The sequence below is a fragment of the Prescottella equi genome (genome assembly GCF_002094305.1).
GTDB classification, from domain to species: domain Bacteria; phylum Actinomycetota; class Actinomycetes; order Mycobacteriales; family Mycobacteriaceae; genus Prescottella; species Prescottella equi.
In genome coordinates this window covers 244,992-271,797 of sequence record NZ_LWTX01000007.1, presented here as the reverse complement: position 1 = coordinate 271,797, position 26,806 = coordinate 244,992, and the positions used below count along the sequence as shown (strand labels likewise).

21 protein-coding genes are annotated in these 26,806 nt (G+C 69.4%); 8 read left to right on the top strand and 13 right to left on the bottom strand.

Annotated features, from left to right (window positions below; all coding sequences use genetic code 11):
* Positions 1-154: 154 nt before the first annotated feature.
* Positions 155-1,753, bottom strand: a complete 1,599-nt coding sequence (locus tag A6I89_RS18280; protein ID WP_005513993.1) for an adenylate/guanylate cyclase domain-containing protein — start codon at positions 1,751-1,753, stop codon at positions 155-157.
* 44 nt (positions 1,754-1,797) lie between these two features.
* Between A6I89_RS18280 and nucS the strand changes: the two genes are divergently transcribed.
* Together nucS and A6I89_RS18270 are read left to right on the top strand one after the other, a co-directional pair.
* Positions 1,798-2,487 carry an endonuclease NucS gene (gene nucS, locus A6I89_RS18275; protein ID WP_022595206.1) on the top strand — a complete coding sequence of 230 codons (690 nt, stop codon included), beginning with the start codon at positions 1,798-1,800 and terminating at the stop codon, positions 2,485-2,487.
* A 42-nt stretch (positions 2,488-2,529) separates the two neighbouring features.
* On the top strand, positions 2,530-2,862 hold the full coding sequence (locus A6I89_RS18270; protein ID WP_013415638.1) for a hypothetical protein: 333 nt from the start codon (positions 2,530-2,532) through the stop codon (positions 2,860-2,862).
* A gap of 48 nt (positions 2,863-2,910) precedes the next feature.
* Here the strand turns inward: A6I89_RS18270 and A6I89_RS18265 are convergent, their stop codons facing one another.
* Both A6I89_RS18265 and mce read right to left on the bottom strand, forming a co-directional pair.
* A complete protein-coding gene (locus tag A6I89_RS18265) occupies positions 2,911-3,852 on the bottom strand; it encodes a hypothetical protein (RefSeq protein ID WP_022595208.1) in 942 nt (313 codons plus the stop codon).
* A gap of 99 nt (positions 3,853-3,951) precedes the next feature.
* Positions 3,952-4,431 (bottom strand): methylmalonyl-CoA epimerase, encoded by a 480-nt coding sequence (gene mce, locus A6I89_RS18260; protein ID WP_005513989.1) that lies wholly within the window; start codon positions 4,429-4,431, stop codon positions 3,952-3,954.
* Positions 4,432-4,521: 90 nt separating this feature from the next.
* On the opposite strand from mce, the gene A6I89_RS18255 reads away from it, so the two are divergent.
* From A6I89_RS18255 to A6I89_RS18245, 3 genes are all read left to right on the top strand, one after another.
* The gene (locus tag A6I89_RS18255) at positions 4,522-5,715 is read left to right on the top strand and encodes an acetyl-CoA C-acetyltransferase (protein WP_022595212.1); all 1,194 of its coding nucleotides are present in this window, start codon (positions 4,522-4,524) and stop codon (positions 5,713-5,715) included.
* 88 nt (positions 5,716-5,803) lie between these two features.
* Complete coding sequence (locus tag A6I89_RS18250) at positions 5,804-6,175, top strand: DUF3817 domain-containing protein (RefSeq protein ID WP_044990824.1); 372 nt, start codon at positions 5,804-5,806, stop codon at positions 6,173-6,175.
* Positions 6,176-6,282: 107 nt separating this feature from the next.
* Positions 6,283-7,191, top strand: coding sequence for a tetratricopeptide repeat protein (locus A6I89_RS18245; protein ID WP_022595216.1), 909 nt, complete (start codon positions 6,283-6,285; stop codon positions 7,189-7,191).
* 22 nt (positions 7,192-7,213) lie between these two features.
* Here A6I89_RS18245 and A6I89_RS18240 read toward each other — a convergent pair whose 3' ends face one another.
* From A6I89_RS18240 to A6I89_RS18230, 3 genes are read right to left on the bottom strand one after another with little or no spacing between them, the layout of a single operon-like run.
* Entirely contained in the window at positions 7,214-8,659 is a 1,446-nt protein-coding gene (locus A6I89_RS18240) for a neutral zinc metallopeptidase (protein WP_022595218.1), read from the bottom strand.
* 49 nt (positions 8,660-8,708) lie between these two features.
* Positions 8,709-10,904, bottom strand: a complete 2,196-nt coding sequence (gene glgB / locus A6I89_RS18235; protein WP_022595220.1) for a 1,4-alpha-glucan branching protein GlgB — start codon at positions 10,902-10,904, stop codon at positions 8,709-8,711.
* A complete protein-coding gene (locus A6I89_RS18230; RefSeq protein ID WP_022595222.1) occupies positions 10,901-12,910 on the bottom strand; it encodes an alpha-1,4-glucan--maltose-1-phosphate maltosyltransferase in 2,010 nt (669 codons plus the stop codon). The genes glgB and A6I89_RS18230 overlap by 4 nt, the downstream gene beginning before the upstream one ends.
* Before the next feature lie 403 nt (positions 12,911-13,313).
* Here A6I89_RS18230 and A6I89_RS18225 point away from each other — a divergent pair, with 403 nt between their 5' ends.
* A complete protein-coding gene (locus tag A6I89_RS18225; RefSeq protein ID WP_022595224.1) occupies positions 13,314-13,922 on the top strand; it encodes an NrsF family protein in 609 nt (202 codons plus the stop codon).
* Positions 13,923-13,986: 64 nt separating this feature from the next.
* Positions 13,987-16,587, top strand: coding sequence for an alpha-glucan family phosphorylase (glgP, locus tag A6I89_RS18220; RefSeq protein ID WP_022595226.1), 2,601 nt, complete (start codon positions 13,987-13,989; stop codon positions 16,585-16,587).
* Positions 16,588-16,619: 32 nt separating this feature from the next.
* Here glgP and gabT read toward each other — a convergent pair whose 3' ends face one another.
* The 5 genes from gabT to A6I89_RS18195 all read right to left on the bottom strand — a co-directional run bounded on the left by gabT (position 16,620) and on the right by A6I89_RS18195 (position 24,120).
* On the bottom strand, positions 16,620-17,972 hold the full coding sequence (gene gabT / locus A6I89_RS18215; RefSeq protein ID WP_022595228.1) for a 4-aminobutyrate--2-oxoglutarate transaminase: 1,353 nt from the start codon (positions 17,970-17,972) through the stop codon (positions 16,620-16,622).
* Positions 17,973-17,987: 15 nt separating this feature from the next.
* Positions 17,988-19,637 carry an ABC transporter permease gene (locus A6I89_RS18210; protein ID WP_022595229.1) on the bottom strand — a complete coding sequence of 550 codons (1,650 nt, stop codon included), beginning with the start codon at positions 19,635-19,637 and terminating at the stop codon, positions 17,988-17,990.
* The gene (locus A6I89_RS18205; RefSeq protein WP_005513976.1) at positions 19,634-20,554 is read right to left on the bottom strand and encodes an ABC transporter ATP-binding protein; all 921 of its coding nucleotides are present in this window, start codon (positions 20,552-20,554) and stop codon (positions 19,634-19,636) included. Before A6I89_RS18205 ends, A6I89_RS18210 begins: the two co-directional genes overlap by 4 nt.
* 68 nt (positions 20,555-20,622) lie before the next feature.
* Complete coding sequence (locus A6I89_RS18200; RefSeq protein ID WP_022595231.1) at positions 20,623-22,680, bottom strand: ATP-dependent DNA helicase; 2,058 nt, start codon at positions 22,678-22,680, stop codon at positions 20,623-20,625.
* Positions 22,681-22,731: 51 nt separating this feature from the next.
* On the bottom strand, positions 22,732-24,120 hold the full coding sequence (locus A6I89_RS18195) for a cytochrome P450 (RefSeq protein WP_022595233.1): 1,389 nt from the start codon (positions 24,118-24,120) through the stop codon (positions 22,732-22,734).
* An 88-nt stretch (positions 24,121-24,208) separates the two neighbouring features.
* Between A6I89_RS18195 and A6I89_RS18190 the strand changes: the two genes are divergently transcribed.
* Entirely contained in the window at positions 24,209-24,829 is a 621-nt protein-coding gene (locus A6I89_RS18190; protein WP_005513970.1) for a TetR/AcrR family transcriptional regulator, read from the top strand.
* A 13-nt stretch (positions 24,830-24,842) separates the two neighbouring features.
* On the opposite strand, the gene A6I89_RS18185 is transcribed toward A6I89_RS18190, so the two are convergent.
* Positions 24,843-25,430 carry an isochorismatase family protein gene (locus tag A6I89_RS18185; RefSeq protein WP_022595236.1) on the bottom strand — a complete coding sequence of 196 codons (588 nt, stop codon included), beginning with the start codon at positions 25,428-25,430 and terminating at the stop codon, positions 24,843-24,845.
* Positions 25,427-26,794 (bottom strand): nicotinate phosphoribosyltransferase, encoded by a 1,368-nt coding sequence (locus A6I89_RS18180; protein WP_022595238.1) that lies wholly within the window; start codon positions 26,792-26,794, stop codon positions 25,427-25,429. Before A6I89_RS18180 ends, A6I89_RS18185 begins: the two co-directional genes overlap by 4 nt.
* Between the last annotated feature and the right edge of the window lie 12 nt (positions 26,795-26,806).

Here is a 26,806-nt window from a genome sequence, read left to right as displayed (position 1 = left end):
AGCGCCGATGGTACTGCACTCGACAGGGTGTGGGAGAGTAGGACACCGCCGAACACCCGTTAACCGGAAGGCCCCCACCAGCATTGGTGGGGGCCTTCCGGCATTTCACATCCATTCTCTACGGCACGGCCATTGCGTGGATGAGGGGCTGCGATCACACGGCGGAAGTATCCGAGACCGTGTCACGCGACCCGCCCCGAGATGTCTTCGCGATCGGATGCGCCAGGCGCGTGGGAAGCGAGCGTCCGCGGAGCACCACCTCGTCGCCCGCCGTCCACAGCGTTGCCTCGCTCGTGCCGGCACGCTCGACCGTCGTCATCGATGCAAGCAGACGGCCGGGTTCGTTCTTGGCGATCTCGGACAGTCGCGCGGCCTCGTTGACCGGGTCGCCGATGACGGTGTATTCGAAGCGTTCTCGCGCACCCACGTTGCCGGCGACGGCGGTTCCGGCGGCGACACCGATGGCCGCGCAGCACTCGGGGACCTCCGCGAGGAGGCGTCGTCGAATCATGCGTGCCGCCGCGAGGGCATGCCCGGCGGCGTCGTCGAGATCCCGGGGTGCGCCGAAGATAGCGAGCGCCGCGTCACCTTCGAACTTGTTGACGAACCCACCATGACGATCCACCTCGTCGACGACGACTTCGAAGAAGCGGTTGAGGAGGTCGACGACCTCCCCTGGGGGTCGGGTCGCGGCCAGTTCGGTGGAGCCGACGAGATCGACGAAGAAGATGGCGACCTCACGCTCCTCGCCGCCCAGACGCGGGGGCTCGACGAGCGCTGCCTCCGCGACGTCGTGGCCCACGTGCCGCCCGAACAGGTCGCGGATCCGTTCCCGCTCCCGCAGACCGTCGGCCATCCGGTTGAAACCGGACTGCAGCTCGCCGAGTTCGGTGCCGTCGTAGACGACGACCGCGGCGTCCAGGTCGCCCTCCTCGATGCGGCTCATGCCGGCCTTCACCGCGCGGATCGGGGCAACCGTCGCGCGCGCCGACAGGAGAATGAGCAGAAGCCCGAATATCAACGTGATGGCACCGAGGCCGACGATGGCCACGATCAATTGCTCCCGCGTGGTCTCGCGGTTGAAGTAGCTGAAGATCGCGACGATCACGAGACCCGTCATCGGTACGCCCGTGCCGAGGATCCACGCAAGCATGGTGCGCCCGACGACGCCGCCCAGCCGGATCCTGGGCCGGGTTCCTGCGGCGAGCGCGCGGGCCGCGGCGGGCCGCAGCGCGAACTCGCTGAACACGTGACTGAACGCGCAGATGGTGAGCCCGCCGAAGGCGATCGTGAAGGCCACCTTGGGAATCGCCTCCGGCTCGACCAGTCCGTAGCACGTGGTGAGGATGACGAGGGCGATCGTCCACTGACCGATCTGCATCTTCGTCAACCGCCACGACATGGTGAGAGCCGCCAATTGTTCAGCTCGGGTCGGGGTGCGGTCCTGCATCATCCATTCGAGGCTGTGCAGCGCGCGTCTTGTCCCCCTGACGGTGCCGACGAGCAGCGCAACCGCCAGGTACACGGGAACGAAGACGAAGTTGAGGAAGCGGAACTCGTCGTCCAGCATCATCGGGCCCGGGACCACGTACGTCACGAGGATTGCGACCACCGCGGCGCCGACCAGGTTGGCGCCGAGCAGCGACGTCGTCAAGAGCGTCTGGACCCGGATGCGCCGGATTCGTGGCGCCTCGGACGGCGTTCCGAGCAGGCGGGATCCGAGCGGCGTGGAGGCGGATCGGCGCGGGTCCATAGTCGTTCGAGAGTAGACCGATTCGATCCACTAGGGTGGGCGGAGTGCGTCTTGTCATTGCTCGTTGCCGTGTCGACTACGTCGGTCGTCTGACGTCCCATCTGCCGATGGCCCGTCGACTGCTGCTCATAAAGGCGGACGGGTCGGTGAGCATCCACGCCGACGACCGCGCGTACAAGCCGCTCAACTGGATGAGCCCACCCTGCTGGCTCTCCGAAACCACCGACGGTGCGGGCCCGGATGGCGCCGAACAGCAGTTGTGGGTGGTGACCAACAAGGGCGGCGAGGAACTGCGGATCACCATCGAGGAGATCGAGCACGATTCGAGCCACGAACTCGGCGTCGACCCCGGTCTCGTCAAGGACGGCGTCGAGGCGCATCTCCAGGAGTTGCTGGCCGAGCACGTCGAGACGCTCGGCGACGGGTACAGCCTCATCCGCCGTGAATACATGACCGCGATCGGACCGGTGGATCTGCTGTGCCGCGACGCGGACGGCGCAACGGTGGCGGTGGAGATCAAGCGCCGCGGTGAGATCGACGGCGTCGAACAGCTCACGCGCTACCTGGAACTGCTGAACCGCGACCCACTGCTGGCGCCGGTCACCGGCGTGTTCGCGGCGCAGCAGATCAAGCCGCAGGCGAAGACGCTCGCCACCGATCGCGGGATCCGTTGCCTCGTCCTCGATTACGAGGCGCTCCGCGGAACCGAGAGCACCGAGTTCCGGCTGTTCTGAGCGAGGAAGGATTGCGCGGAGGACGCCACCTAGACTGGGGGAGTGCCGCGCCGTAACCAGTCCCACAAGTCTCAGCGCCGATCCGGCGGGTCGTCAGGGGAGAGCCGCGGCGGCAGTCTGTTCGGAGACGCGTTGGCCCGCGAGGAGTCCGGTCCCGCGGGCTACGACGACGAGCGCTTCATGGTGCGTCAGATTCCCGGGGCCCGGGCGACGAAGAGCTACCGCTGCCCGGGATGCGACCAAGAGGTGCGCCCGGGTGTCGCGCACGTCGTCGCGTGGCCGGCCGACCCCGGTGGCGCCGACGACCGCCGGCACTGGCACACAGGGTGTTGGGCGGGGCGTCGGACACGTGGGTTGACCCGACGCTGGTCCTAGACCGACCCTGTTCCTGGAGGCCCGACGCTCCTCCCAGGCCGTCCGCGCCTAGGACGTTGCCGGGGCCGTCTCGGGCACCTCGTCGTCGTCCGTGGGCTCGGTGGCAGCCTCGCTCTCGGACTCCGAGTCGGTGTCGGCGGCTCCGACGTTGTCGAGCAACTCCGCCTCGCGGTTGACCGACGCCAGCATCGCCGGCACCGAATCGAGTTGGCCGCGGATGCCCAACAGCTGGGCGAGGATTCGGCCGCGCAGCACGCGCAGCTCCTCGGCGAGTTCCTTGGCGTGCGCGATCTTGCGCTCGGACTGCTCCGTCGCGACCTGCACGCGTCGGGCTGCCTCCTCGCTCGCCTCGGTGAGGCGGCGGTGGGCCTCGGCCTTGCTCGTCGTCTCGAGCTCCTCGATCGCGGCGATCGTCTTGGCCCGGCGCTCGGCCATCGTGATCTCGAAGTCCTGCTGGACCTGGACGCGCTTGGCCTCGGATTCCGCGGCCAGACGATCGCTCTCGGCCTGTGCGGCCTGGACGATCCGCGTGGCCTCGGTGCGGGCGGCCTGCATCGTCTGTTCGTGTTCGCGTTCGAGCGCCTCGCGCCGCTTCTCGAGTTCCTCGGTCTTGGTCTCGTAGAGCTTGCGGAGGCGTTCGCTCTCCTGCTCGGCGACCGACAGCATCTCGGCTGCTTCCGCTTCCGCCTTGGCGCGCACCTCGGACGCCTCGTCGGACGCCAGGCGCAGCATCCGGGAGATGCGCTCGCTCATACCCTCCGCGGTGGTGGGCGGGACCGACAGCCGGTCGACGTCGCGACGCAGTTCGTCGATCTCGTCCCGGGCGTCCTCGAGTTGGTTGGCCAGCTCACGTGCCTGCGCGGCCGCCGCGTCGCGGTCCGTCGCCATGAGGCGGAGTTCGGTGTCGAAGCGGTCGAAGTATCGCCGAACCTCGTCCTTGTCGTATCCCTTGCGGACGATGGTGAACGGCATGCCGCGGTCGTAGGCCATGCCTGCCAATCTACCGGGGGAGGCCGGCGCTGTGCCCGTGGCGTGGGCGGGGGATCGTCACACCGGGCCCACGCCACGGACCCGTCGGGAAGTACCCGATCAGTGTCCGCCGTCGGCGGCAGGCTCGACGAGCTCGATGAGCACTCCGCCGCCGTCCTTCGGGTGGATGAAGTTGATGCGCGAGTTCGCGGTGCCCCGGCGCGGAGCGTCGTACAGCAGGCGGACGCCGTCGGCGCGAAGCTGGGTGCTGATCGCGTCGATGTCGGTGACGCGGAACGCGAGCTGCTGGAGGCCGGGGCCGCTGCGGTCGATGAACTTCGCGATCGTGGAGTTCTCGTTCAGCGGGGCGAGGAGCTGGATCGCGGTGGCGCCGGCGACCTGGCCCGGGTAGCCGAGCATGGCCTCGCGCACGCCCTGCTCCTCGTTGACCTCCTCGTGCAGGGAGACCATGCCGAGGTGCTTGCCGTACCAGGCGATGGCAGCATCGAGATCCGGCACCGCGATACCGACGTGGTCGATCGCGGTCACGAGCTCGGAGGTCAGTCCGCTCGGGGCGGTGCTGGGGGAGGAAGATGTCATGTATCAGACGGTAGCGCTACCGTTTGAACTGTTCGCGCCGGGTCACGGCTGAGGCCGCCGACCCGACCAGGATCGACCGCTGGAGGAATCTTGACCACTTCTGTCATCGTTGCCGGGGCCCGTACCCCCGTCGGACGGCTGCTCGGATCCCTGAAGGATCTCTCGGGGTCCGACCTCGGCGGTGTAGCGATCAAGGGCGCACTCGAGAAGGCCGGCGTGGCGCCCGAGCAGGTCGACTACGTGATCATGGGCCAGGTTCTCACCGCGGGCGCCGGGCAGATGCCGGCGCGTCAGGCCGCCGTCGCCGCGGGCATCCCGATGGACGTCCCCGCCCTCACGATCAACAAGGTGTGCCTGTCGGGCATCGACGCGATCGCCTTAGCGGACCAGTTGATCCGTGCTGGAGAGTTCGAGATCGTGGTGGCCGGTGGCCAGGAGTCCATGTCGCGGGCCCCGCACATGCTCGAGAAGAGCCGCGAGGGCTTCAAGTACGGCGACGTCACGCTGCGCGACCACATGGCCTACGACGGCCTGCACGACATCTTCACCGACCAGCCGATGGGCAACCTCACCGAGCAGCGCAACCAGGACGACGATCAGCGCATCACGCGGGAGGCGCAGGACGCGTTCGCGGCCGCCTCGCACCAGAACGCCGCTCGCGCCTGGAAGGACGGCCTGTTCGCCGAGGAGGTAGTGCCGGTCACCATCCCGCAGCGCCGCGGTGAGCCGATCGTCGTCACCGAGGACGAGGGCATCCGCGCCGACACCACCGTCGAGTCGCTCGCCAAGTTGCGCCCGGCGTTCGCGAAGGGCGGTTCGATCACGGCCGGCACCGCATCGCAGATCTCCGACGGCGCGGCCGCGGTCGTCGTGATGAGCAAGGAGAAGGCCGAGGCGCTCGGGCTCGAGTGGATCGCGGAGATCGGTGCCCACGGCGTCGTCGCAGGACCGGACTCGACGCTGCAGTCGCAGCCGGCGCGTGCGATCGCCCGCGCCTGTGAGCGCGACGGCATCGACCCCAAGGACCTCGACGTCGTCGAGATCAACGAGGCCTTCGCGGCTGTCGGCATCGCGTCGACGGCCGAGCTGGGCATCGACCCGGCGAAGGTCAACGTCAACGGCGGCGCAATCGCGATCGGCCATCCGCTCGGCATGTCCGGAGCCCGGATCGCGCTGCACCTCGTGCTGGAGCTGCAGCGCCGCGGCGGCGGCGTCGGTGCGGCCGCGCTGTGCGGTGGCGGCGGGCAGGGCGACGCCCTGATCGTGCGGGTGCCCAAGAAGTAGGGACGCCTCGCCTCTACTCCTTCACGACGCCCCGTGGTCGAGACTGTGACGAGTCTCAACTACGGGGTGTCGTAGTTTGTCGGGCACAATGGCGGCCATGGCGAACTTCTTCGATCTCAGCTCGTGGCCCAAGCGCTTCCGTTTCGTGGCCGTCCTGGAAGCGATCAGCTGGGCCGGTCTGTTGATCGGCATGGCCTTCAAGTACCTGCCAGAGGAGGGGCCCGAGATCGGCGTCAAGATCTTCGGCCCGATCCACGGCGCGATCTTCGTGATCTACGTGCTCGTCGCGTTGTTCACCGCCCGCGCGGTGAAGTGGGACTTCAAGACGCTCGCCCTGGCGATGATCTCCAGCATCCCGCCGTTCATGACCATCTGGTTCGAGATGTGGGCTGCCCGCAACGGACGCCTCGGGGAACTGTCCACCGGTGGTGCGGCGAAGCGCGAGCGCGTCCCGGCCTGACGGTTGCCGCGAGTGACGGGCCGGGATGGATGCGCGCCCGTCACTCGTGCCACACTTGAACGGTGACTCGACCCGGTTCCCGTCCGTCCCCTGCAATCGCTGCGGCCATGGCCGGAGCCGTCGATCTGTCCGGTCTCAAGGACCGCGCGCCGGCCCCGCCGAGCCCCTCTGCCGGTCCGCCCGCCGACGGCAGCGCCCCGGTGAACCCCACCGGTCTGGCGCCGGTCGTCGATGTCACCGAGGCGACCTTCCAGACCGAGGTCCTCGATCGGTCCAATGAGGTCCTCGTGATCGTGGACCTGTGGGCGACATGGTGCGGCCCGTGTAAGCAGCTGTCCCCGGTACTCGAGAAGCTCGCGCACGAGGGCGGTGGCAACTGGGTGCTGGCGAAGATCGACGTCGACGCGAACCCCGGTATCGCGCAGGCGTTCGGCGTGCAGTCCGTGCCCACCGTGGTCGCGATCGCGGCCGGCCGGCCGCTCGCCGACTTCGCAGGAGCTCAGCCGGAGCCGCAGCTTCGCCAGTGGATCGCCGCGCTGCAGGAAGCGGTCGCCGGCAAGCTCTCCGGTCCGCCGTCGGGTGACGGTGAACCCGAACCCGAGCCCGAGGACCCCCGTTTCGTAGCAGCGGAGAACGCGCTCGACGAGGGCGACTTCGCGGGCGCCGAGGCCGCCTACAACCTCATTCTCAACTCCGAACCGGCCAATCAGCAGGCGCAGGCGGCGTTGCGCCAGGTCCGGTTCCTCGCCCGCGTGCAGGATCTACCGGCCGACGCCGTCGCCGTCGCCGACGCCCAGCCCGACTCCATCGACGCGCAGTTCGCGGCCGCCGATGCCGAGCTGTACTCGCAGCAGCCGGAGGCCGCCTTCGATCGGCTCGTCGCGCTGGTCAAGCGGACGTTCGGTGACGACCGGACGACGGTCCGGACCCGCCTGCTCGAGCTGTTCGAGCTGTTCGACCCGGCCGAGCCGATCGTGGTCGCGGCTCGGCGGAAGCTGGCGTCGGCGCTCTACTGAGCGCAGCCCCGTTCCCTCCGCGTCAGCGGTAGCGTCCGTCGCACGCCTTCTGCCCACCGAGTACACCGGTGCGGAAGGCGTCGACGCGTGAGAAGCCGCTGGGCACGGTGGCGCCGTCGACGTCGCTGGCGGCCAGACCGTCGGACAGCAGCCCCGAGATCGCCTCGTCGAGGTCGCCCGCCGACAACCAGATCCGGCGCTCGGTGCCGGTGGTGGACCCGTCCGGGCTCAGTGCCGCCGTGACCGATCCGGACAGGCATGCAGCACGCAGCGCTGCCTGCGGGCCCGTGATGGGTTGCCCGGCGGCCTTCTGTACCGCGAGGGTGTAGCGGGACGCGAGGAGGACGTAGGCGCTGTAGTCGCCGACGACGTCGACGTTCAGCAGGGGGTCGACGCCGGTCATCTCCGTCGCGGGTCGGCTGCGCGCCGCGAGGTCCGCGACGTCCACGCTGATCGTGTTGGTGGTCGGGCAGTACGCCACGGGACGGGTGGCGGTCGCATCTGCGCACATGGTGTCGACGCCGTTCAGGTCCAGCTTCGGGGGTTCGTCGAGGGCGAACACCGCGGCGAACGAGTCGAAGAGCACCGTGAGGGTCTCCCGCGTGACGGGGAGCTCGCCGTCGTCGTTGCTGCCGCTGAATCCCTGCGGGAGATCGGCTCGGCGGGAAGTGATCTCGTCGGCGTCTATCCGTGTGCACGCGCCCGCCCCGTCGGTGAACCCGATCTGGGCCGCGGTGACCCGTTCGAACGCCGAACCGTGAATCGAATCGGGGTCGTTCGGATCGGCGTCACGCACCGAGACCGTTGCGGCGAGCACGGAATTGAGTCCGTCCGAGGTGTTCAGGGTGAAGTGGGGTGCCCCGTTCTCGGCGACGTGACGGATGAACGCTCCTGCGAAGCAGTCTGCCTGTTGTTCCACGACGATGCCCGGGTCGTCGTCGCCGACGAGCCCTGCCTTGTGCTGGATCGCGTGACCGTACTCGTGGGCGAGCACCATCACCACGGACATGGGCCCGAACGCGTCGACGAGGCTCGGCAGCAGATACGCGCGATCCCAGCCGATCGAATCCTGCCGGATGCAGTACGCGGCGTTGACGAGGTCGGCGGTATCGATGCCGCAGAACCGGGTGCCGTTCGGGGCGTCGGGGTCCCACGACAACAACTCCGAGACGGGCGCGAAGGTGCCCTTGAAGACGGTGGGGTATTCGCCGGCCCAGTAGTCCTCGATGTCCGAGATCGCATTGGCGGCAAGCGCGTCGATTTCGCCGCCGTCGGTGCCGGCAACCGCGAGCGGTGCGTTCGGCACTCCGTCACGGGGTCCGCTGGGGCCGCCGCGGGCCGGGAGTCCGGCGACCGTGAACGGGTCGTCGTAGATGGACACGGCCTGCCCTTCGGTGGTCGCCGAACAGGCGGTGGCCGCGAGCGTCGCCGCCACCAGGACCGTGATCAGGGTCCGCGTCGTCGACACCGGTCGTGTCTGTGTCCTCACCGATCCAGCCCAGTCACCGAGTGTCCCTTCACCGTTCCAGCTCCAACCAGATCGCGGCGCTCGCCGGCAGCGTGAGCGTCGCCGAGGCCGGGCGGCCGTGCCACGGGTGTTCCGTGGCCGTCACCGCACCCAGGTTGCCGAGCCCCGATCCGCAGAAGTCCTGCGCATCGGTGTTCAAGATCTCGGACCACGTTCCGGGCTCGGGCAAGCCCACACGATAATCCGAGTGTGCCGAACCGGAAAAGTTGTACAGACACGCGACGATCGAGCCGTCGCTGCCGTACCGGAGAAAACTGAGCACGTTGTTCTCGGTGTCGTTGGCGTCGATCCACGAATAGCCGCCCGGCGAGGTGTCGAGCGACCACAGTGCGGGGGTGGCGCGATAGATGGCGTTGAGAGCGCACACCAGCGCGTGGATGCCGCGGTGCAGGTCTCCGGTCGCGGGATCCTCGAGCTCGCGCCACCGCAACCCGTGTTCCTCGGACCATTCGCTGGCCTGCCCGAAGTCCTGCCCCATGAAGAGCAACTGCTTGCCGGGGTGCGCCCACAGGTAGGCGAGCAGCGCTCGAACCCCGGCGGCCTTCGCGCGGTCGTCGCCGGGCATCCGGGACCAGAGTGTGCCCTTGCCGTGGACCACCTCGTCATGGCTGATCGGCAGCAGGTAGTTCTCGCTCCACGCGTACATCAGCGAGAAGGTGATCTCGTTGTGGTGGAAGCTGCGATGGATCGGGTCGCGCCGCAGGTAACCGAGCGTGTCGTGCATCCAGCCCATGTTCCACTTCATCGTGAAGCCGAGACCGCCGACGCTGGTGTTCCGGGTGACTCCGGGCCAGGACGTCGACTCCTCGGCGACCGTGACGACACCCGAGTGGTGTTTGTGCACGGTCGCGTTCATCTCCTGCAGGAACGCGACCGCCTCGAGGTTCTCCCGACCGCCGTGCACGTTGGGTGTCCACTGGCCTGCCGGGCGCGAGTAGTCGAGGTAGAGCATCGAGGCAACGGCGTCCACACGCAGGCCGTCGACGTGGAACTCGTCGAACCAGAAGAGCGCGTTGGCGACGAGGAAGTTGCGCACCTCGCGCCGACCGAAGTCGAACACGTAGGTGCCCCAGTCGAGTTGCTCGCCGCGCTGCGGATCGGCGTGCTCGTACAGCGCAGTGCCGTCGAAGCGGGCCAGCGCCCACTCGTCCTTCGGGAAGTGCGCGGGCACCCAGTCGACGATGACGCCGATACCGGCGCGGTGCAGCCGGTCGACGAAGGCCCGGAAGTCGTCGGGGGAGCCGAAACGTGCCGTGGGGGCGTAGTACGACGTCACCTGGTACCCCCACGACCCGCCGTACGGGTGTTCGGCGACCGGCAGCAGTTCGACGTGCGTGAAGCCGGCCTCGATGACGTACGTACTCAACGCGTCGGCCAGTTCGACGTAGTTCAGGCCGGGACGCCACGAGCCCAGATGGACCTCGTAGACGCTCAGCGGTTCCCGGCTCGGTTCGAGTCCGGAGCGCGCGGCCATCCATTCGTGGTCGGTCCACCGATGTGCGGACTCGGTGACGATCGACGCCGTCGCCGGGGGCACCTCCGTCGCGAACGCCATCGGGTCGGCCTTGTCGCGGACGCTGCCGTCGTGGCCGTGGATGCGGAACTTGTACATATCGCCGACCCCGACATCGGGGACGAAGACCTCCCACACCCCGGTGCTCCCCAGCACCCGGAGCGGGAAGGTGCGCCCGCCCCACAGGTCGAACTCACCGAGCACGCTGACGCCGCGGGCCGCCGGCGCCCACACCGCGAACGACGTCCCGCGCACGCTGCCATCGGGGGTCTCGTACGTGCGGGGGTGCGCACCGAGCACGTCCCACAGTCGTTCGTGTCGGCCCTCGCCGAACAAATGCAGGTCCAGCTCACCCAGGGTGGGCAGGAAGCGGTATCCGTCAGCGGTGACGACGACATGGTCGCCGGGGTACGTCACGACGAGCCGGTAGTCGACCAGGTCGCGGATGGGGAGGAGCGCGCTGAAGACATCGTGCCCGACGGGGTGCAGCGGACGGTCGTGGCCGCCGATCCGCACCGACACCGACTCGGCACCCGGCCGCAGTGCCCGCACGACGGTGCCGTCGGGCCGCGTGTGCGCGCCGAGCACCGAGTGGGGGTCGTGGTGAGTGCCCTGCGCGAGCAGTGTCAGATCGTGCGGATCGGGAGGGCACGCTGGATCCGGGGCGGTCACGGGTTGTGTTCCCGGTCGGCGAGGCGGCGTCGGGCATCGAACGGGATGTGCGGCAGCGTCAGGATGTGTGCGCACGCGCGCCACGGCTCGAGGCGGACGAAGTTGTGCTGCCCCCACTCGTACTGCTCGCCGCTGACCTTGTCGTGCACGGACAGGTGATCGTGCCAGTCACGCCCGATCGCGGGCATGTCCAGCGCGACGAATCCCTGCTGCGCCCCGAACGGGTCGAGATTGACGACGGTGAGCACCGCATCGCCCGTGACCGGGTCGAACTTCGAGTACGCCAGCAGTGCGTCGTTGTCGACGTGGTGGAAATGCAGGTTCCTCAGTTGCTGCAGCGCCGGATGCGCGCGCCGGACGCGGTTGAGCGTCGCGATCCACGGTTCGAGTGACTCGCCACGCGCACGGGCGCCGGCGAAGTCGCGCGGACGCAACTGGTACTTCTCCGAATCGAGGTACTCCTCGCTGCCCGGGCGGACCGCGACGTGTTCGAACAACTCGTACCCCGAGTACACGCCCCACGTGGGCGACAGCGTGGCGGCGAGTGCCGCCCGGATCGCGAACATCCCGGGCCCGCCGTGCTGCAGACTCTCGTGCAGGATGTCCGGCGTGTTCACGAACAGGTTGGGACGGGCCTCGTCGGCCTTGGCCGCGATCTCGTTGCCGAACTCGGTGAGTTCCCATTTGTGCACCCGCCACGTGAAGTACGTGTACGACTGCGTGAAGCCGCGTTTCGCCAACCCGTAGAGCCGGGCCGGACGGGTGAACGCTTCCGACAGGAACAGCACGTCGGGGTCGGTGCGTTTGACCTCGGCGATCAGCCACTCCCACAGACTCGGCGGCTTGGTGTGCGGATTGTCGACCCGGAAGATCTTCACGCCCAGCCGGACCCAGTGCCGGACGACGCGCAGCACCTCGGCATGCAGCCCGTCCGGATCGTGATCGAAGTCGAGCGGATAGATGTCCTGGTACTTCTTCGGAGGGTTTTCGGCGTACGCGATGGTGCCGTCCGGCAACACCGTGAACCACTCGGGATGCGCGGCCGCCCAGGGATGGTCGGGGGCGCACTGCAGCGCGAGGTCAAGCGCCACCTCGAGACCGAGGCGTCCGGCCTCGGCCACGAACGACTCGAAGTCGGATTCGGAGCCCAGCCGCGGGTGGATCGCGTCGTGCCCACCGTCGGCCGATCCGATCGCCCACGGGGACCCGACGTCGTCCGGGCCGGCCGTCAGGGCGTTGTTGGGGCCCTTGCGGTTCACCTCGCCGATCGGGTGGATCGGCGGCAGGTACACCACGTCGAAGCCCATCGCGGCGATCCGCGGCAGATCCGCGGCCGCGGTCGCGAAGGTACCGTGCCGTGGTGCGCCGTGCTCGTCCCAGCCACCGGTCGAGCGGGGGAAGAACTCGTACCAGGACCCGAACAGGGCGCGTCGGCGGTCGACGACGACGTCGTACGTACGCGACGCCGTCACCAGTTCGCGCAGCGGCCGGATCCGCAGCGCCTCGGCCACTTCCACCGAGAAGGCCGGCGCGACCCGGACCGGCAGCTGCCGCTCGGACCGAAGTGCGGACGCGACGCCGAGGAGTCGGCTGCGGTCCGAGTCCTGGGCGCCGTCGGCGGCCCGTTCGAACAGGCGCGCGCCCACCTCCAGGTCGTTCGCGAGGTCTGCGGGCCCCTGGCCGACGGCGAGCTTGGCCTCGACCGCGTTGCGCCACGTCTGGATCGGATCGCCCCACGCCTCGATCCGGTACGTCCAGGTACCGACCGACGTCGGTGCGAACGACGCGTGGAAGGCATCGAGAACGTGGCCGGAATGCATGGGAATCCGCAGCGTTTCTGCAGAACCTCCGGGCCCCTCGACGACGAGCGTCGCCGCGACCGCGTCGTGGCCCTCGCGCCACACCGTCGCGGACACGGGGAACACCTCGCCGACCACGGCCTTGGCCGGGAACCGGCCGCCGTCGATCGAGGGCAGCACATCGTCGATGGCGAGGCGACCTGGCACACGTACTCCGTTCGGCTGCGACTGTCCGGGGACAGCGTCGAGGTGACGGATCAACGGTAGTTCAGCGGCTCGCGTGGCGTCGGGATCGCGGACCGAGAAATCGGTGAGATCGACTTTACGGCTCGTTTACTCGCGGCAACTTCGGGGCAATTCGTCCCGAATACCGTTCACGGCGTACTACTCGACGCTTCGAACGAAGCCGGACCGAAAGGTAACCGTATGGGACTCGTCGCCGGATTGATCGACCTCGTCGGAGGACTGCTCCATCTGCTGCTCGGGGGGCTGTAGCAGCCGGCAGTCCAGTCGACAGGAAGTAGCAGGCAAGTAGTCACCGCGCCCTCCGGTTCCGTCTCCACCGTCGACGGAACCGGAGGGCGCCCTCGTGCGTCGGTACCGTCGTTGCATGGGGGAATTGCGGGGTGGCGCCGAAGACGCCGATGTCCACAGCAGGCCGCCGGGCCGAGTCCTCGCCGCGATCGTCGGCGTCGCCGTCGGTGTCCTCGTGTGCATCCACTACGACTGGTGGCCGTCGAGATTCGAGGACGCGCGGTGGGCCGATCCGCTGCTCTTCGGTGGCGCAGCGATCCTCGTCCTCCTCGTCGCGGGCCTGGTGTGGGCGATCCGCACCTTGTACTTCGTGGGTCGGGACCGGCGCTGGTCCTGGTGGGTCCTGGCTGCGCCCGCGATCGTGATCGCAGCCGTGGCCGGTGTCCGGCTCTTCCCGCCGCCGAGCTTCGACGACCTGCGGCCGGATTTCGAACGGGTCGCGATCGAGGTCCTCGCCTCACCCGACCCGTCTCGTCAGGACGTCGAGATCGGCCGTTTCGACTTCCACTACGTGCGCAAGGACGCCGGTGGTGCCGTCTACTTCGTCGACGCCGGCGGTCTCGGAATCTCGACGAGTTCCGGGTGGGCCTATTCGCCGGACGGGACACCGGCGGGATTCGACGACTTCTCCGCGACGCACCTGGGTGGACCCTGGTACGAATTCACCGCCGTCTGGCGGACCTGATCGCGGTACGGGCGGTGCCCGACTCGGCGCGTCACCGGACTCGAACATGGGTAGTGTTCGCGGCGTGAAAGCCCTGCGTCGTTTCACCGTCCGTGCCCATCTGCCCGAGCGTCTCGCGGCACTGGGAACCCTGTCGACCAACCTGCGGTGGTCGTGGCATCCGCCGACGCAGGACCTGTTCGCGTCGATCGATCCCGAACTGTGGGTCGCGGTCCGCAACGACCCGGTCCGCATGCTTGGCGAGGTGGATCCGTACCGGCTCGACGAACTGGCGGTCGACCCGGTGTTCCTGGCCGATCTGGACCGCGCGGCCGCGGATCTCGACGACTACCTGACGCGGCCACGGTGGTATCAGGACCAGCTCGACAAGGGCGCTGAACTCGCGACCGGCATCGCCTACTTCTCGATGGAGTTCGGTGTCACCGAGGTGCTGCCCAACTATTCGGGCGGCCTCGGCATCCTCGCGGGCGATCACCTGAAGGCGGCGTCGGATCTGGGTCTGCCGCTGATCGGCGTCGGGCTGCTGTACCGCTCCGGGTATTTCCGCCAGTCGCTCACCCCGGACGGTTGGCAGGCCGAGCACTATCCGGCGCACGATCCGCAGGGTCTGCCGCTGCGACTCCTGACGGAGAGAAGCGGTGACGGCGGCGCGGGCGCTCCGGTGCTCGTGCACGTCGCTATGCCCGGAGGCCGGGTACTGCGGGCCCGCGTGTGGATCGCGCAGGTCGGGCGGGTTCCCCTGCTGCTGCTCGACTCCGACATCGCCGAGAACGATCCGGAGCTGCGCGCGGTGACCGACCGGCTCTACGGCGGCGACCAGGATCACCGGATCAAGCAGGAGATCCTCGCCGGCGTCGGCGGCGTCCGTGCGGTGCGCGCCTACACCCGCGCACACGGGCTCGCCGACCCCGAGGTGTTCCACATGAACGAGGGGCATGCCGGTTTCCTCGGCCTCGAGCGCATCCGGGAACTCGTCACCGGCGCCGGACTGGACTTCGACGCGGCGCTCGCCGCGGTCCGCGCCGGCACGGTGTTCACCACGCACACCCCTGTCCCGGCCGGCATCGACCGGTTCCCGGTGGACCTGGTCCGCCGCTACTTCGGCGGGAACGAGGGCGAACGCGATTCGACGCTGCTGCCCGGTCTGGCCGTGGACCGGATCCTGGCCCTCGGCTGCGAGAACGACCCCGGCGTGTTCAACATGGCGCACATGGGCCTTCGCCTCGGCCAGCGCGCCAACGGTGTCTCGAAGCTGCACGGCGAGGTGAGCCGGGAGATGTTCGAGTCGTTGTGGCCCGGCTTCGACGCCGCGGAGGTGCCGATCGGGTCGGTCACCAACGGCGTGCACGCGCCGACGTGGGCGGCGCGCGAATGGATGGACCTCGGGCGGCGCCTCGTCGGGCCCGACATGCTCGAGGAGGCCCGCGGCTGGGAGCGGCTGCGCGAAATCGACCCGGCCGAACTGTGGTCCACGCGGAATACGCTGCGGGCGCAGCTGGTGGACGAGGTGCGCCGCCGAGTCCGGGCGTCGTGGCTCGAACGCGGCGCCACCGAGGCCGAACTCTCCTGGACCGCAGAGGTGTTCGACCCGAACGTGCTCACCGTCGGCTTCGCGCGCCGGGTGCCGACGTACAAGCGCCTGACCCTGATGCTGCGCGACCCAGAGCGGCTGAAGGCACTGCTGCTCGACGACGAGCGTCCGGTGCAGTTGGTGGTCGCCGGTAAGAGTCACCCCGCCGACGAGGGCGGCAAGGCGCTGATCCAGCAGGTGGTGCGGTTCGCCGACCAGCACGACGTCCGGCATCGGATCGTGTTCCTGCCCGACTACGACATCTCGATGGCTCGCTACCTGTACTGGGGCTGCGACGTGTGGCTCAACAATCCGCTGCGCCCCCTCGAGGCGTGCGGGACGTCGGGCATGAAGTCGGCGCTCAACGGCGGCCTCAACCTGTCCATCCGTGACGGGTGGTGGGACGAGATGTTCGACGGCGAGAACGGCTGGGCCATCCCGACCGCGGACGGCGTCGTCGACGAGGTCCGCCGCGACGACCTCGAGGCCACCGCGATGTACGAGCTGCTCGAGCGGTCTGTGCTGCCACGGTTCTACGACCGCGACGAGCACAACCTGCCGACCCGCTGGATCGAGATGGTGCGGCACACCCTGCAGACCCTCGGGCCGAAGGTGTTGGCGTCGCGGATGGTGCGCGACTACGCCGTCGAGTACTACGCCCCGGCCGCGATCGCCTCCCGAAACGTGCTGCCCGACAACTTCTCCGGTGCCCGCGAGGTGGCCGGGTATCGGCGGCGCGTGGAGTCCGCGTGGCCGGGTGTGCAGGTGGCGCAGGTCGACAGTGCCGGGCTGCCCGACGACCCGGAGATCGGCGCCGATCTGTCGCTGAGGGCATTCGTCCGCCTCGGCGGCCTGTCACCGCAGGACGTCGTGGTGCAGGCGGTGCTCGGACGGGTGGGGCCGAACGACGACCTCACCGATGTCACGACCGTGCCGATGGCGCACACCGGGACGGACGGTCTCGGCGAGGTGTTCGAGGCTCTCACGCCGCTGCCGGTCTCCGGATCGGTGGGGTATACGGTTCGCGTGCTGCCACACCACCGACTCCTCGCGACGGATGCGGAACTGGGGTTGGTGGCAGCGCCGTACCTGTAGAGCGGCCACAGCGTTCCTCGGCCGACGCTCCGTCAGCTTGCACGCACGGCGGCACCGAGGATGTCGAGTCCGTCGACGAGGAGATCATCGGGAATCACCAGCGGCGGCAGCAGACGAATGACGTTGCCGTAGGTACCGCAGGTGAGTACGACGACACCGCGTTCGAGTGCCCGCGCAGCGATCTCCCGGGTGGCCTCCGGGTTTGGTTCGCGGGTGCCGGGGCGGACGAATTCGAGCGCGAGCATCGCGCCGCGGCCACGGACCTCGCCGACGATGTCGACGTCGTCGGCGAGTGCCTGCAGTCGCGGCCGGGCAATTTCCTCGATGTGGCGTGCCCGGCCGCAGAGATCGAGGTCGCGCATCTGGTCGAGCGTCGCCAGCGCGGCGGCGCACGCGACCGGGTTCCCTCCGTACGTGCCGCCGAGGCCGCCCGTGTGCACCTCGTCGATCAGGTCGGCGCGACCGACCACCGCGGACAGCGGCATGCCCGACGCGATGCCCTTCGCGAGCGTCATCAGATCCGGGACCACGTCCTCGTGCTCGCACGCGAACCATGCGCCGGTGCGGGCGAAGCCGGTCTGCACTTCGTCGGCCACGAACACGATCCCGTTGGCGCGCGCCCACGCGACGAGCGTCGGCACGAAACCCGACGCAGGCACGATGAATCCGCCCTCACCCTGGATCGGCTCGAGGACGATCGCCGCGATCCGGCGTGCACCGATCTGCTTGTCCATCAAATCGATTGCGCGGTGCGCGGCCTGGTCGCCGGTGACCGCGCTGCCGTCCGGATTCGGAGGCTCGCGGAACGGATACGACATCGGCATCCGGTACACCTCGGGGACGAACGGGCCGAACCCGTCCTTGTACGGCAGGTTCTTCGCCGTCAGCGCCATCGTGAGATTGGTGCGGCCGTGGTACGCGTGATCGAAGGCGACGACGGCGTCGCGGCCGGTCGCGTGCCGGGCGATCTTGACGGCGTTCTCGACGGCCTCGGCGCCGGAATTGAACAGCACCGCTCGCTTGTCGTGGTCGCCGGGCGTGAGCGCGACGAGCCGCTCGCACACGGCTACGTATTCCTCGTACGGCGTCACCATGAAGCACGTGTGGGTGAACCGCGCCGCCTGCTCCCGGACGGCCGCGGCGACCGCGGTGTTGGACGCCCCGGCGCCGGTGACCGCGATGCCGGAGCCGAAATCGATCAGCGAGTTGCCGTCGACGTCGACGATGACGCCGCCGTCAGCGTCCACCGCGTACACCGGGACCGACGACCCCACGCAGGCCCCGACCGCGGCACGCCGACGGGCGGCGAGGGCGAGGGACCGCGGCCCGGGGAGTTCCGTGCCCAGTCGGAGCTGCTGGGGGAGTCGATATTCGATGTCGGGCACGTCGACCTCCCGTTGTCAGGACTGGATGTCGCGGCGACGGAAACCCAGCAGCGCCAGCGCGTACAACGCGGCGGCGATCACGAGCAGGACGATCAACGGCACGATGTCGAACTCGTCGGCCGGCAGGTTGGGGGTGAAGTGGAACGGCGACGCCCAGCCGGTCCAGTCGGGCAACACCTCGAGGAACATCCCGATCACCAGCGCGTAGCCGAGATACACCCACACCACCGCCAGCAGCCGCGGGAACCACGCGTACACCGCCGCGGTCAGTGCGATCACAGTGAGCGTCGCGGGCAGGAAGTTCGCGGCGGAGCCCACGAGCCGACCGAACATCGAGCCGTCGTGCAGTGTCGCGGCCGCGGTGACGCCCATCGCCGCGCCGGCGGCGAGCACGATCAGGGCCGTCGCCACCGAGATCACCACCAACTGCGCGCCGAGCCACCGCCACCGCGACACCGGGCTCGACAGCACGTCCTCGGCCCGGCCCGACGTCTCCTCGTTCCGCGCCGACTGCACCGCGGTCATCGCGTACATGCACGCCATGATCGCCAGGAACACCAGATACAGCGCGAACGCTCCCTGTGCGGCGTTGCCCTCGCCGCCCGGCAGCAGGTCGGCGAGCCGCGGATCCTGGTCGACGAAGTCGGCCACCTGTTGGCCCAGCGCGCCGATCGGGAAGGCCAGCGCCGCGACCCCGATGGCCCACGCGGCGATCTGGTTTCGCTGCATCCGCACCGTCAGCGCCGTGATCCCGGTCAGCGCACCACTCGCGCGCGGCCGCCCGCCGCGCGGCGCCACCAGACCGGCCCCGACGTCGCGCCGCCCCACCACCGCATACGCCAGCACGACGCCGACGACCACCGCAGCGATCCCCAGCAGCAGCGGCCACCACCGCTCGTCGACGTAGGCGCGCGTGGATTGCGCCCAACCGATGGGCGACAGCCAGGACCACACGCTGCCGTCCTCCTTGGCGCGGACGTCGCCGACCGCGCGCAGCAGGTAGGCGACGGCGACTGCCACGAGCCCCAATCCGCTTGCGGTGTGGGCATGCTCGGTGACCTGGGAGAACAGTGCCGACGTCGCGCCGAACGCGAGGCCCACCATGAACACGCCCGCAGCGAGGTTCCAGGACCCCAACGCCGGCAGACCGACCGCGGTCAGTCCCAGGCCGAGGATCAACCCGATCGACAGGTTCGCCAGCAGCACCACCGCGAGACCCGACGTGATCGGCGCGAACCGGCCGACGACGCCCGAGCGCAGCATCTCGGCGCGTCCGGTCTCCTCCTCGGTGCGCAGGTGCAGCGTCACGAGCAGCACCGACATGATCGCGACCGCGATCATCGAAATACCCGCGATCTCGTTGGCGACCATCGCGCCGAGCGTGTAATCCGAGAGTCCGTAACCCGGACCGGCGAGAGCCGTGGCGGCCGGCGATTCGATCAGCGCCGCCCGCGCCTGGCGCGACTCGGCGGTGGGGTAGAGGGTCTGGTAGCTAGACGCCAGCAGCACCGTCGATCCGCCTATCGCGATCACCCACGCGGGCAGGCGGATCCGGTCGACCCGCAGCGCCAGGCGGGTGAGGTTCCACGTGCCTGCGAGTGGATCGGCGGCCCCCGCATCCGTGGGCCGGACGGCCTGCGTGGTGGGAGCGACCTGCGTCGTCATCGCGGCTCGATGCCCAGCGAGTCGAACTCGTCGCTGTACTCGCGCAGGAACAGGTCCTCGAGCGTCGGCGGGTTCGCGGTGATGGTCACGACCCCGAGACCGGCCAGTGTCGTCATCACCGAGTCGATGTGATCGGAGTCGACGTCGAACGTGACGCCGTTGTCCGGGTCGTCGAGGCGCTTGACGTTGTGCACACCCGGCACGGACTCGAGACCGGCCGGGGACCGGCGGGTGGTCGCCGTCACCGTGGTCCGGGTGAGGTGCCGCAACTCGGCGAGGGTGCCGCTCTGCACCGTGCGGCCGGCGCGGATGATGGTCACCACCCCGCACAGCGACTCCACCTCGGCGAGAATGTGACTCGACAGCAGGATCGTGCGGCCCTCCCGTGCCGCCTCACCGATGCACTGCTGGAACACCGCCTCCATCAACGGATCCAGGCCGGACGTCGGCTCGTCCAGGATCAACAACTGCGCGTCCGCCGCGAGCGCCGCGATCAGCGCCACCTTCTGCCGATTGCCCTTCGAGTACGTGCGTCCCTTGCGTGTGGGATCGAGTTCGAAGCGCTCCAGCAACTCCCGACGACGCGTGTCGTCGAGGCCGCCGCGCAGCCGTCCGAACAGGTCGATCGCCTCGCCGCCGGTGAGATTGGGCCACAGGTTGACGTCGCCCGGCACGTACGTCAGGTGCCGGTGCAGGTTGACGGCGTCGCGCCACGGATCGGCCCCGAGCACCGAGATCTCGCCCCCGTCCGCGCGCAGCAGGCCGAGCAGTACCCGGATGGTGGTGGACTTGCCGGAACCGTTGGGGCCGAGGAAGCCGTGGACCTCGCCGGGGGCGACCTCGAGATCGAGGCCGTCGAGGGCATGGACGTCACCGAAGCGCTTGGTGAGTCCGCGAACCGAGATCACCGGGTCCATCGCCCGAGCATAGGACGACCGGCGCCGACTCGACCGGGTTTCCGGGACAGCCCGCCGTCATACCGCCGTCAGCTCGACGGCCGCGACGCCGCGATCCGGGCGAGTGCCTGCCGGACCACCTTCGGGTCGGCCGTCTCCCAGAACGGCGGCAGGGACGCACGCAGGTAGCCGCCGTACCGGGCGGTGGCCAGCCGGGAGTCGAGGATCGCGACCACACCTTTGTCGTCGGTGCTGCGCAGCAGACGACCGACGCCCTGCGCGAGCAGCAGTGCGGCGTGATTCGCGGCCACCGACAGGAAGCCGTTGCCGCCGCGGGACTCGACCGCCTGCTGGCGGGCCACCAGCAGCGGGTCGTCGGGGCGGGGGAAGGGGATGCGGTCGAGGATGACGAGGCTCAGCGACGGCCCGGGCACGTCGACGCCCTGCCACAGCGACAGGGTGCCGAACAGGGTCGTCGGCTCGTCCTCCGCGAACTTCTTCACCAGCGTGCCGGTGGCATCGTCGCCCTGGCACAGGACCGGCACGTCGAGCCGTCCGCGCATCTCCTCGGCGGCGGCCTTCGCGGCCCGCATCGACGAGAACAAGCCCAGCGTGCGGCCGCCGGCGGCGGTCACCAACTCCTCGATCTCGTCCATGAACGCGGGGGACAGGCCGTCCCGGCCGGGCGGTGGCAGGTGCCGGGCGACATACATGATCCCGGACTTGGCGTGGTCGAACGGCGACCCGACGTCCAGCGAATTCCAGCGCAGCGCACCGGCATCCGACGGCGCCTCCTTGCCGGTGGCCGTGCCGGTGTCGCTGCGGGACGGCGACTCCGGCGGCAGACCCCAGTTCACCGCGAGCCCGTCGAACGAGCCGCCCACGGTCAACGTGGCAGACGTGAGGACCACCGTGGACTCGGCGAACAGGCTCGCCCGCAGCAGCCCGCCCACCGACAGCGGCGCCATCCGCACCACCCGGCGGATGTTGCCGCGGTTGTCCTCGACGGCCAGCCACACAACGTCCCGGCGCTTGGCCGGATCGGGTTCGTCGAACGCGGTGAGAACGCGGACCGCACTGTCGTGGATCTCGTCGATCGCCGACAGGGCGGCGTTGCGTGCGGCGGCTGCTTCCGGGTCGGCGGCCGCCATACCGGGTTTCGACGGACCGATCGCGGTGCGCACGTTCCACGCCGCGTCGCGGACGGCGGCCAGCGCCATCCCGACGCCGTCGGGCAGCGCGTCCCAGCGTCCTGCCGGCAGTTCTTCGAGCAGATCCGCCCACCCCTCGGCGGCGGCCTCGAGTCGGTCGACGTCCTGCTCCTCGACGAGCTTGACGGCACGCCGGGCCGCGCCGCTGATCGCGGGCGCCGTCAACTCCGCGGTCGCGACCCCCGTGACCCGGTCCACCAGTTCGTGGGCCTCGTCGATCACGACGACATCGTGCTCGGGCAGCACCGCGATCCCGGAGATCGCGTCGATCGCGAGCATCGCGTGGTTGGTGACCACGACGTCCACCTGGGCGGCCTCCGCGCGCGCCCGCTCGGCGAAACAATCCTCGCCGACGGGGCAGCGCGACTTACCGAGGCACTCGCGGGCGCTGACGCTGACCTGCCGCCACGCCTGGTCGCTCACGCCGGGCACGAGGTCGTCGCGGTCACCGGTCTCGGTGTCCGACGACCACTTGGTGAGCCGCTGGACCTCGCGGCCGAGCCGGGAGACCGCGAAGGCGTCGAACAGTTCGGCGTCCGGCGGATCGTCCTGCGCCATCCCGGTGTGGATTCTGTTCATGCACAGGTAGTTGCTGCGGCCCTTGAGGATCGCGAACCGGGGAAGACGTCCCAGCGCGGGCTTCAACGCCTCCGCGAGACGGGGCATGTCGCGATCCACGAGCTGGCGTTGCAGCGCGATGGTCGCGGTCGAGACGACGACGGTGCGTCCGGACTCGACGGCATGCCGGACGCTGGGCACGAGATACGCGAGCGACTTGCCGGTACCGGTGCCGGCCTGCACCGCGAGGTGCTCGCCGGTGTCGATGGAGTGGGCGACCGCGGACGCCATCGTCAACTGGTTCTGGCGTTCCTTGCCGCCCAGGGAGCGGACCGCGAGCTTGAGGAGATCGGGCACGTTCGGCAGCTCACGGGACACCGCAACAGGGTACTGCCCGGCACCGTCAACTCCGGTCGGCGACCTGCCGCATCACGGTGCGGACCGCGGCGACGGTGCAGGCATGCGAGGCCGCAGACGCAGATCGACCGGCTGTCCGTCGGAGGGGAACGGCAACGAGGTGAAGTCGAGCGGAGCGACGTAGTCGGCGTCGACCTGCCAGTCGAAACGCAGGAGCAGATGATGCATGATCGCCTTGATCTCGGCGCCGGCGAAGTGCATTCCCAGGCATTTGTGCACGCCGCCACCGAACGGCTCCCAGGCATACCGGTGCACCTTGTCCTCGCGGCGGTGCGGCGCGAAGCGCTCGGGATCGAAGCATTCGGGGTCGGGCCAGTACTCCGCCATGTGATGGGTGAAATGCGGAGCCACCGCCGCGTAGGTGTCGGCCGGTACGAAGTGCCCGCGAACCTGGGTGTCGCGCACCGCGCGGCGCGCCACGACCGGCACCGGAGAGACGATCCGGAGGCATTCCTTCATGACCAGATCGAGGCTGTCGAGCCCGTCCAGTTCGGTGTGGCTCGGTGTCGAGGTCCCCAGCGCCAGCGACTCCGCGCGGCAACGGTCCTGCCACCTCGGATGTTGGCCCAGGTACTGCATCATCGTGGAGAGAGTGATCGTCGAGGTGTCGTGGGCGGCCATGAGGAGGAAGATCATGTGGTCGATCACCTCGTCGTCGGTGAAGCGTTGTCCCGCATCGGCCTCGATGTGGCAGAGCACGGAGAAGAGGTCGTCGGTCTCGCGGGTTCGGCGTGCCGGTAGATACCGGTGCAAGAATTCTTCGAGAACGCGCCGGCCGTCGAGCCCGCGCTTCCATCGGGTCCCCGGGACCGGCCGGCGGATCACCGAGGTGGCCGCCTGGACACAGTCGACGAAGGCCTTCTGCACCGAGGCGATCTCGCTGTCGGTTGCTCCTTCCGCCCCGCCCATGAAGATGTCGGTGGCGAGATCCAGCGTCAGTGCCTTGAGCGCGGTGTAGGCCCGGAACCCCTCGGTGGGGGTCCATCCCTGAAGCGCCGAGTCGATCGCGGGGTGGAGGGCGGCGACGGTCTTCTCGAGCCGAGCTCGGGTGAACGCCTGCTGCATGATGCGGCGGTGTCGTAGATGTTCCTCCGAGTCGAGGAGCATGAGACCGCCGTGGAAGAAGGGACCGATTAGGACCGACCAGCCGTCGCCGTTGGCGAAGGCCCGATCCTTGTTCTGCAGCACTTCCTGGCACGCGTCCGGGCCGAGCACGGCGAGCCACCGTCGACCGAGCATTGAGAACCACGAGATCTCGCCGTAGCGGTCCCACTGTCGTTGCATCAGCGCGAGTGGATCCCGGATGTACGCGAGTACCTGCCCCACGAGCGGCAGGCCCGGTCGGCCCGCGACCGGGCGTAGCCCGGACTGTGTGGGTGGATCGGCCAACAACTTGGTCATGACATCTAGACCCCCGTCCATCTGACAGTAGGCTCTGTCAGATAGATGTAGTCTGGGTCACAGTCGGTGGGTCTGTCAATATCGATCCATGGCTTCCTCCCTCCCGCGCCGCTACGCCGGTCTCAGCGGTGACCAACGCACCGCGCGTCGGCGCGAGAGCCTGCTCGAGGCGGGGCTGGACGTGTTCGCGGCGGGCGGGATCAGCGGCGCCACCATGACTGCCATCTGTGCGCGCGCCAAACTCACCGAGAGATATTTCTACGAGAGCTTCACCAGCAGGGACGAACTCCTGCAGACCGTCCTGGACGGCATCGCGGAGGAGGTTCGGCGCCGCGGACTCGATGCGCTGCACGCCGACACCGGGACGCTGGAGCAGCGTGTCCGCAATGCCATCGCCTCGTTCGTCACCATCCTCACCGAAGACCCCCGAAAGGGCCGGTTCGCGCTCATCGAGTCCGCCGCTGTCGAACCCCTGCGCACTCACCGCCGCGCCGCACTGCGGGGTTTTGCTCAGATGGTCGCCGACGAGGCTGCACGCATGTACGGCGAGCGCGCCTGGCCGCCGTTGCAGGGCGAGATCGCAGGACTGCTGTTCGTGGGCGGTCTGGTCGAACTGGTCACCGCATGGTTGAACGAGGAGATCACCGTCACGCCGACCGAGATCGTCGACGCGGCGACACATCAGTTCACGTCCACCGCGCACCGCTGAGGACTCGGAGGCATCAGGGCGCGGCGGCTCCCGGCTCGGAGAGACGGCCGACCAGCTCGACGCCGGCCGCGTCGAGCTCGGCCAATGCCGCCTCGACGGTGGCGGGGGACACGCCCGCGGTAAAGGGGAGCAGCACGCGGGTGCGGAAGCCCTCGGTGGCGGAGTCCAGCGCCGTCGCCCGGACGCAGTGATCGGTCGCGATCCCGACGACATCGACGGCGTCGATGTCGTGCCGGCGCAACCAGTCGGCGAGCGACTCGCCGGACGGCGAGACACCCTCGAAGCCCGAGTACGCGGCGCTGCGCTCGCCCTTCGAGAAGGTCTCCTCGATCGCACCGGTCCCGAGTGCCGGATGGAACTCGGCGCCCGGCGTCCCGGCCACGCAGTGCGGCGGCCAGCTGTCGACGAAGTCCGGGGTCTCGGAGAAGTGGTCGCCCGGGTCGATGTGGTTGTCGCGGGTGGCGACGATCGCGCTGTAGCCGTGGTCGGAGTACAGCTCCTCGATCGCGGCGGCCACTGCCGCACCGCCCGCGACGGCGAGTGCACCGCCCTCGCAGAAGTCGTTCTGGACGTCGGTGACGACGAGTGCCGTGCCGGTCACTTCACTCCTCCCTCGGCAACCGCCGCGATCGGCTCGGTCGACGCGAATCGGGTGGGTACGGCGGGGTCGCCGTGCGACAACTTGAGCCCCTCCCACGGCAGGCTCACCAGGTTCGCGGCGAGCAGGGCCCGGGCCTCGTCGAGCGTGGGAAGGTCGTCGACGAGCTCGCCCGCGCGCACCATCGGGACGAGCAACTCCCGGGACTCGAGACCGGCGGTGTCCGGCGCTGCGGCGCCCGCCCGGTAGAGCACCTCTTCGACGATCGTGCCCGACGCCCGGCTCAGGCGCATCGCGCGTTTGGTGCCGCCCCGGGACTGCTTGTTGCTGCTGCGCTTCTCGACCGGCACGCCCTCGACCTCGACGAGTTTGTAGACCATCCCGGCGGTCGGAGCACCCGATCCCGTCACGAGTGACGTTCCGACGCCGTACGAGTCGACGGGTTCGGCGCGCAGCGCGGCGATCGCATACTCGTCCAGGTCCCCGGACACCACGATCCGGGTGCCGGTCGCCCCGAGGCCGTCGAGCTGCTCGCGGACCTGACGCGCGAGCACGCCGAGATCGCCCGAGTCGATCCGCACGCCCCCGAGGCCCGTGCCCGCCGCGGCCACGGCGTTCTCGACGCCGCGGGTGATGTCGTACGTGTCGACGAGCAACGTCGTGCCGACGCCGAGCGCCGCGACCTGCGACCGGAAAGCGCCCACTTCGTCCGGGACACCGTCGTCGGTGTGCAGGAGCGTGAAGGCGTGGGCGCTGGTGCCCGCACCGGGGACGCCGTGCCTGCGTACCGCTTCGAGATTCGAGGTGGCGTCGAAGCCCGCCAGATACGCGGCGCGGGCGCACGCGACGGCGGACTCCTCGTGGGCGCGGCGCGAGCCCATCTCGATCATCCGGCGGCCGTCCGCCGCGCTGACCATCCGGGCGGCGGCCGACGCGATCGCGCTGTCGTGGTTGAGGATCGACAACACCAGCGTCTCGAGTAGGACACATTCGGCGAACGTCCCGCGGACCGAGAGAATGGGCGACCCGGGGAAGTACAGCTCGCCCTCGCGGTAGCCGTCGATGTCGCCGGAGAACCGGAAGTCCCGCAACCACCGCACCGTCGCGGCGTCGAGGAAGCGGCCCACGACCTCGAGTTCCGGCTCGCCGAAACGGAAGCGCGACAAGGCGTCCGCGATGCGCCCCATGCCCGCGACCACGCCGTACCGGCGGCCGTCGGGCAGTCGTCGGGCGAAGACCTCGAAGCTGCACTGCCGGTGGCCGGAACCGTCCGCGAGCGCCGCCTCGAGCATCGTGAGCTCGTACTGGTCGGTGAAGAGGGCGGTACTGGACGTGTCGACGTCACGGGATGCGGGAACGGTTGCCACAGGGCCAACTCT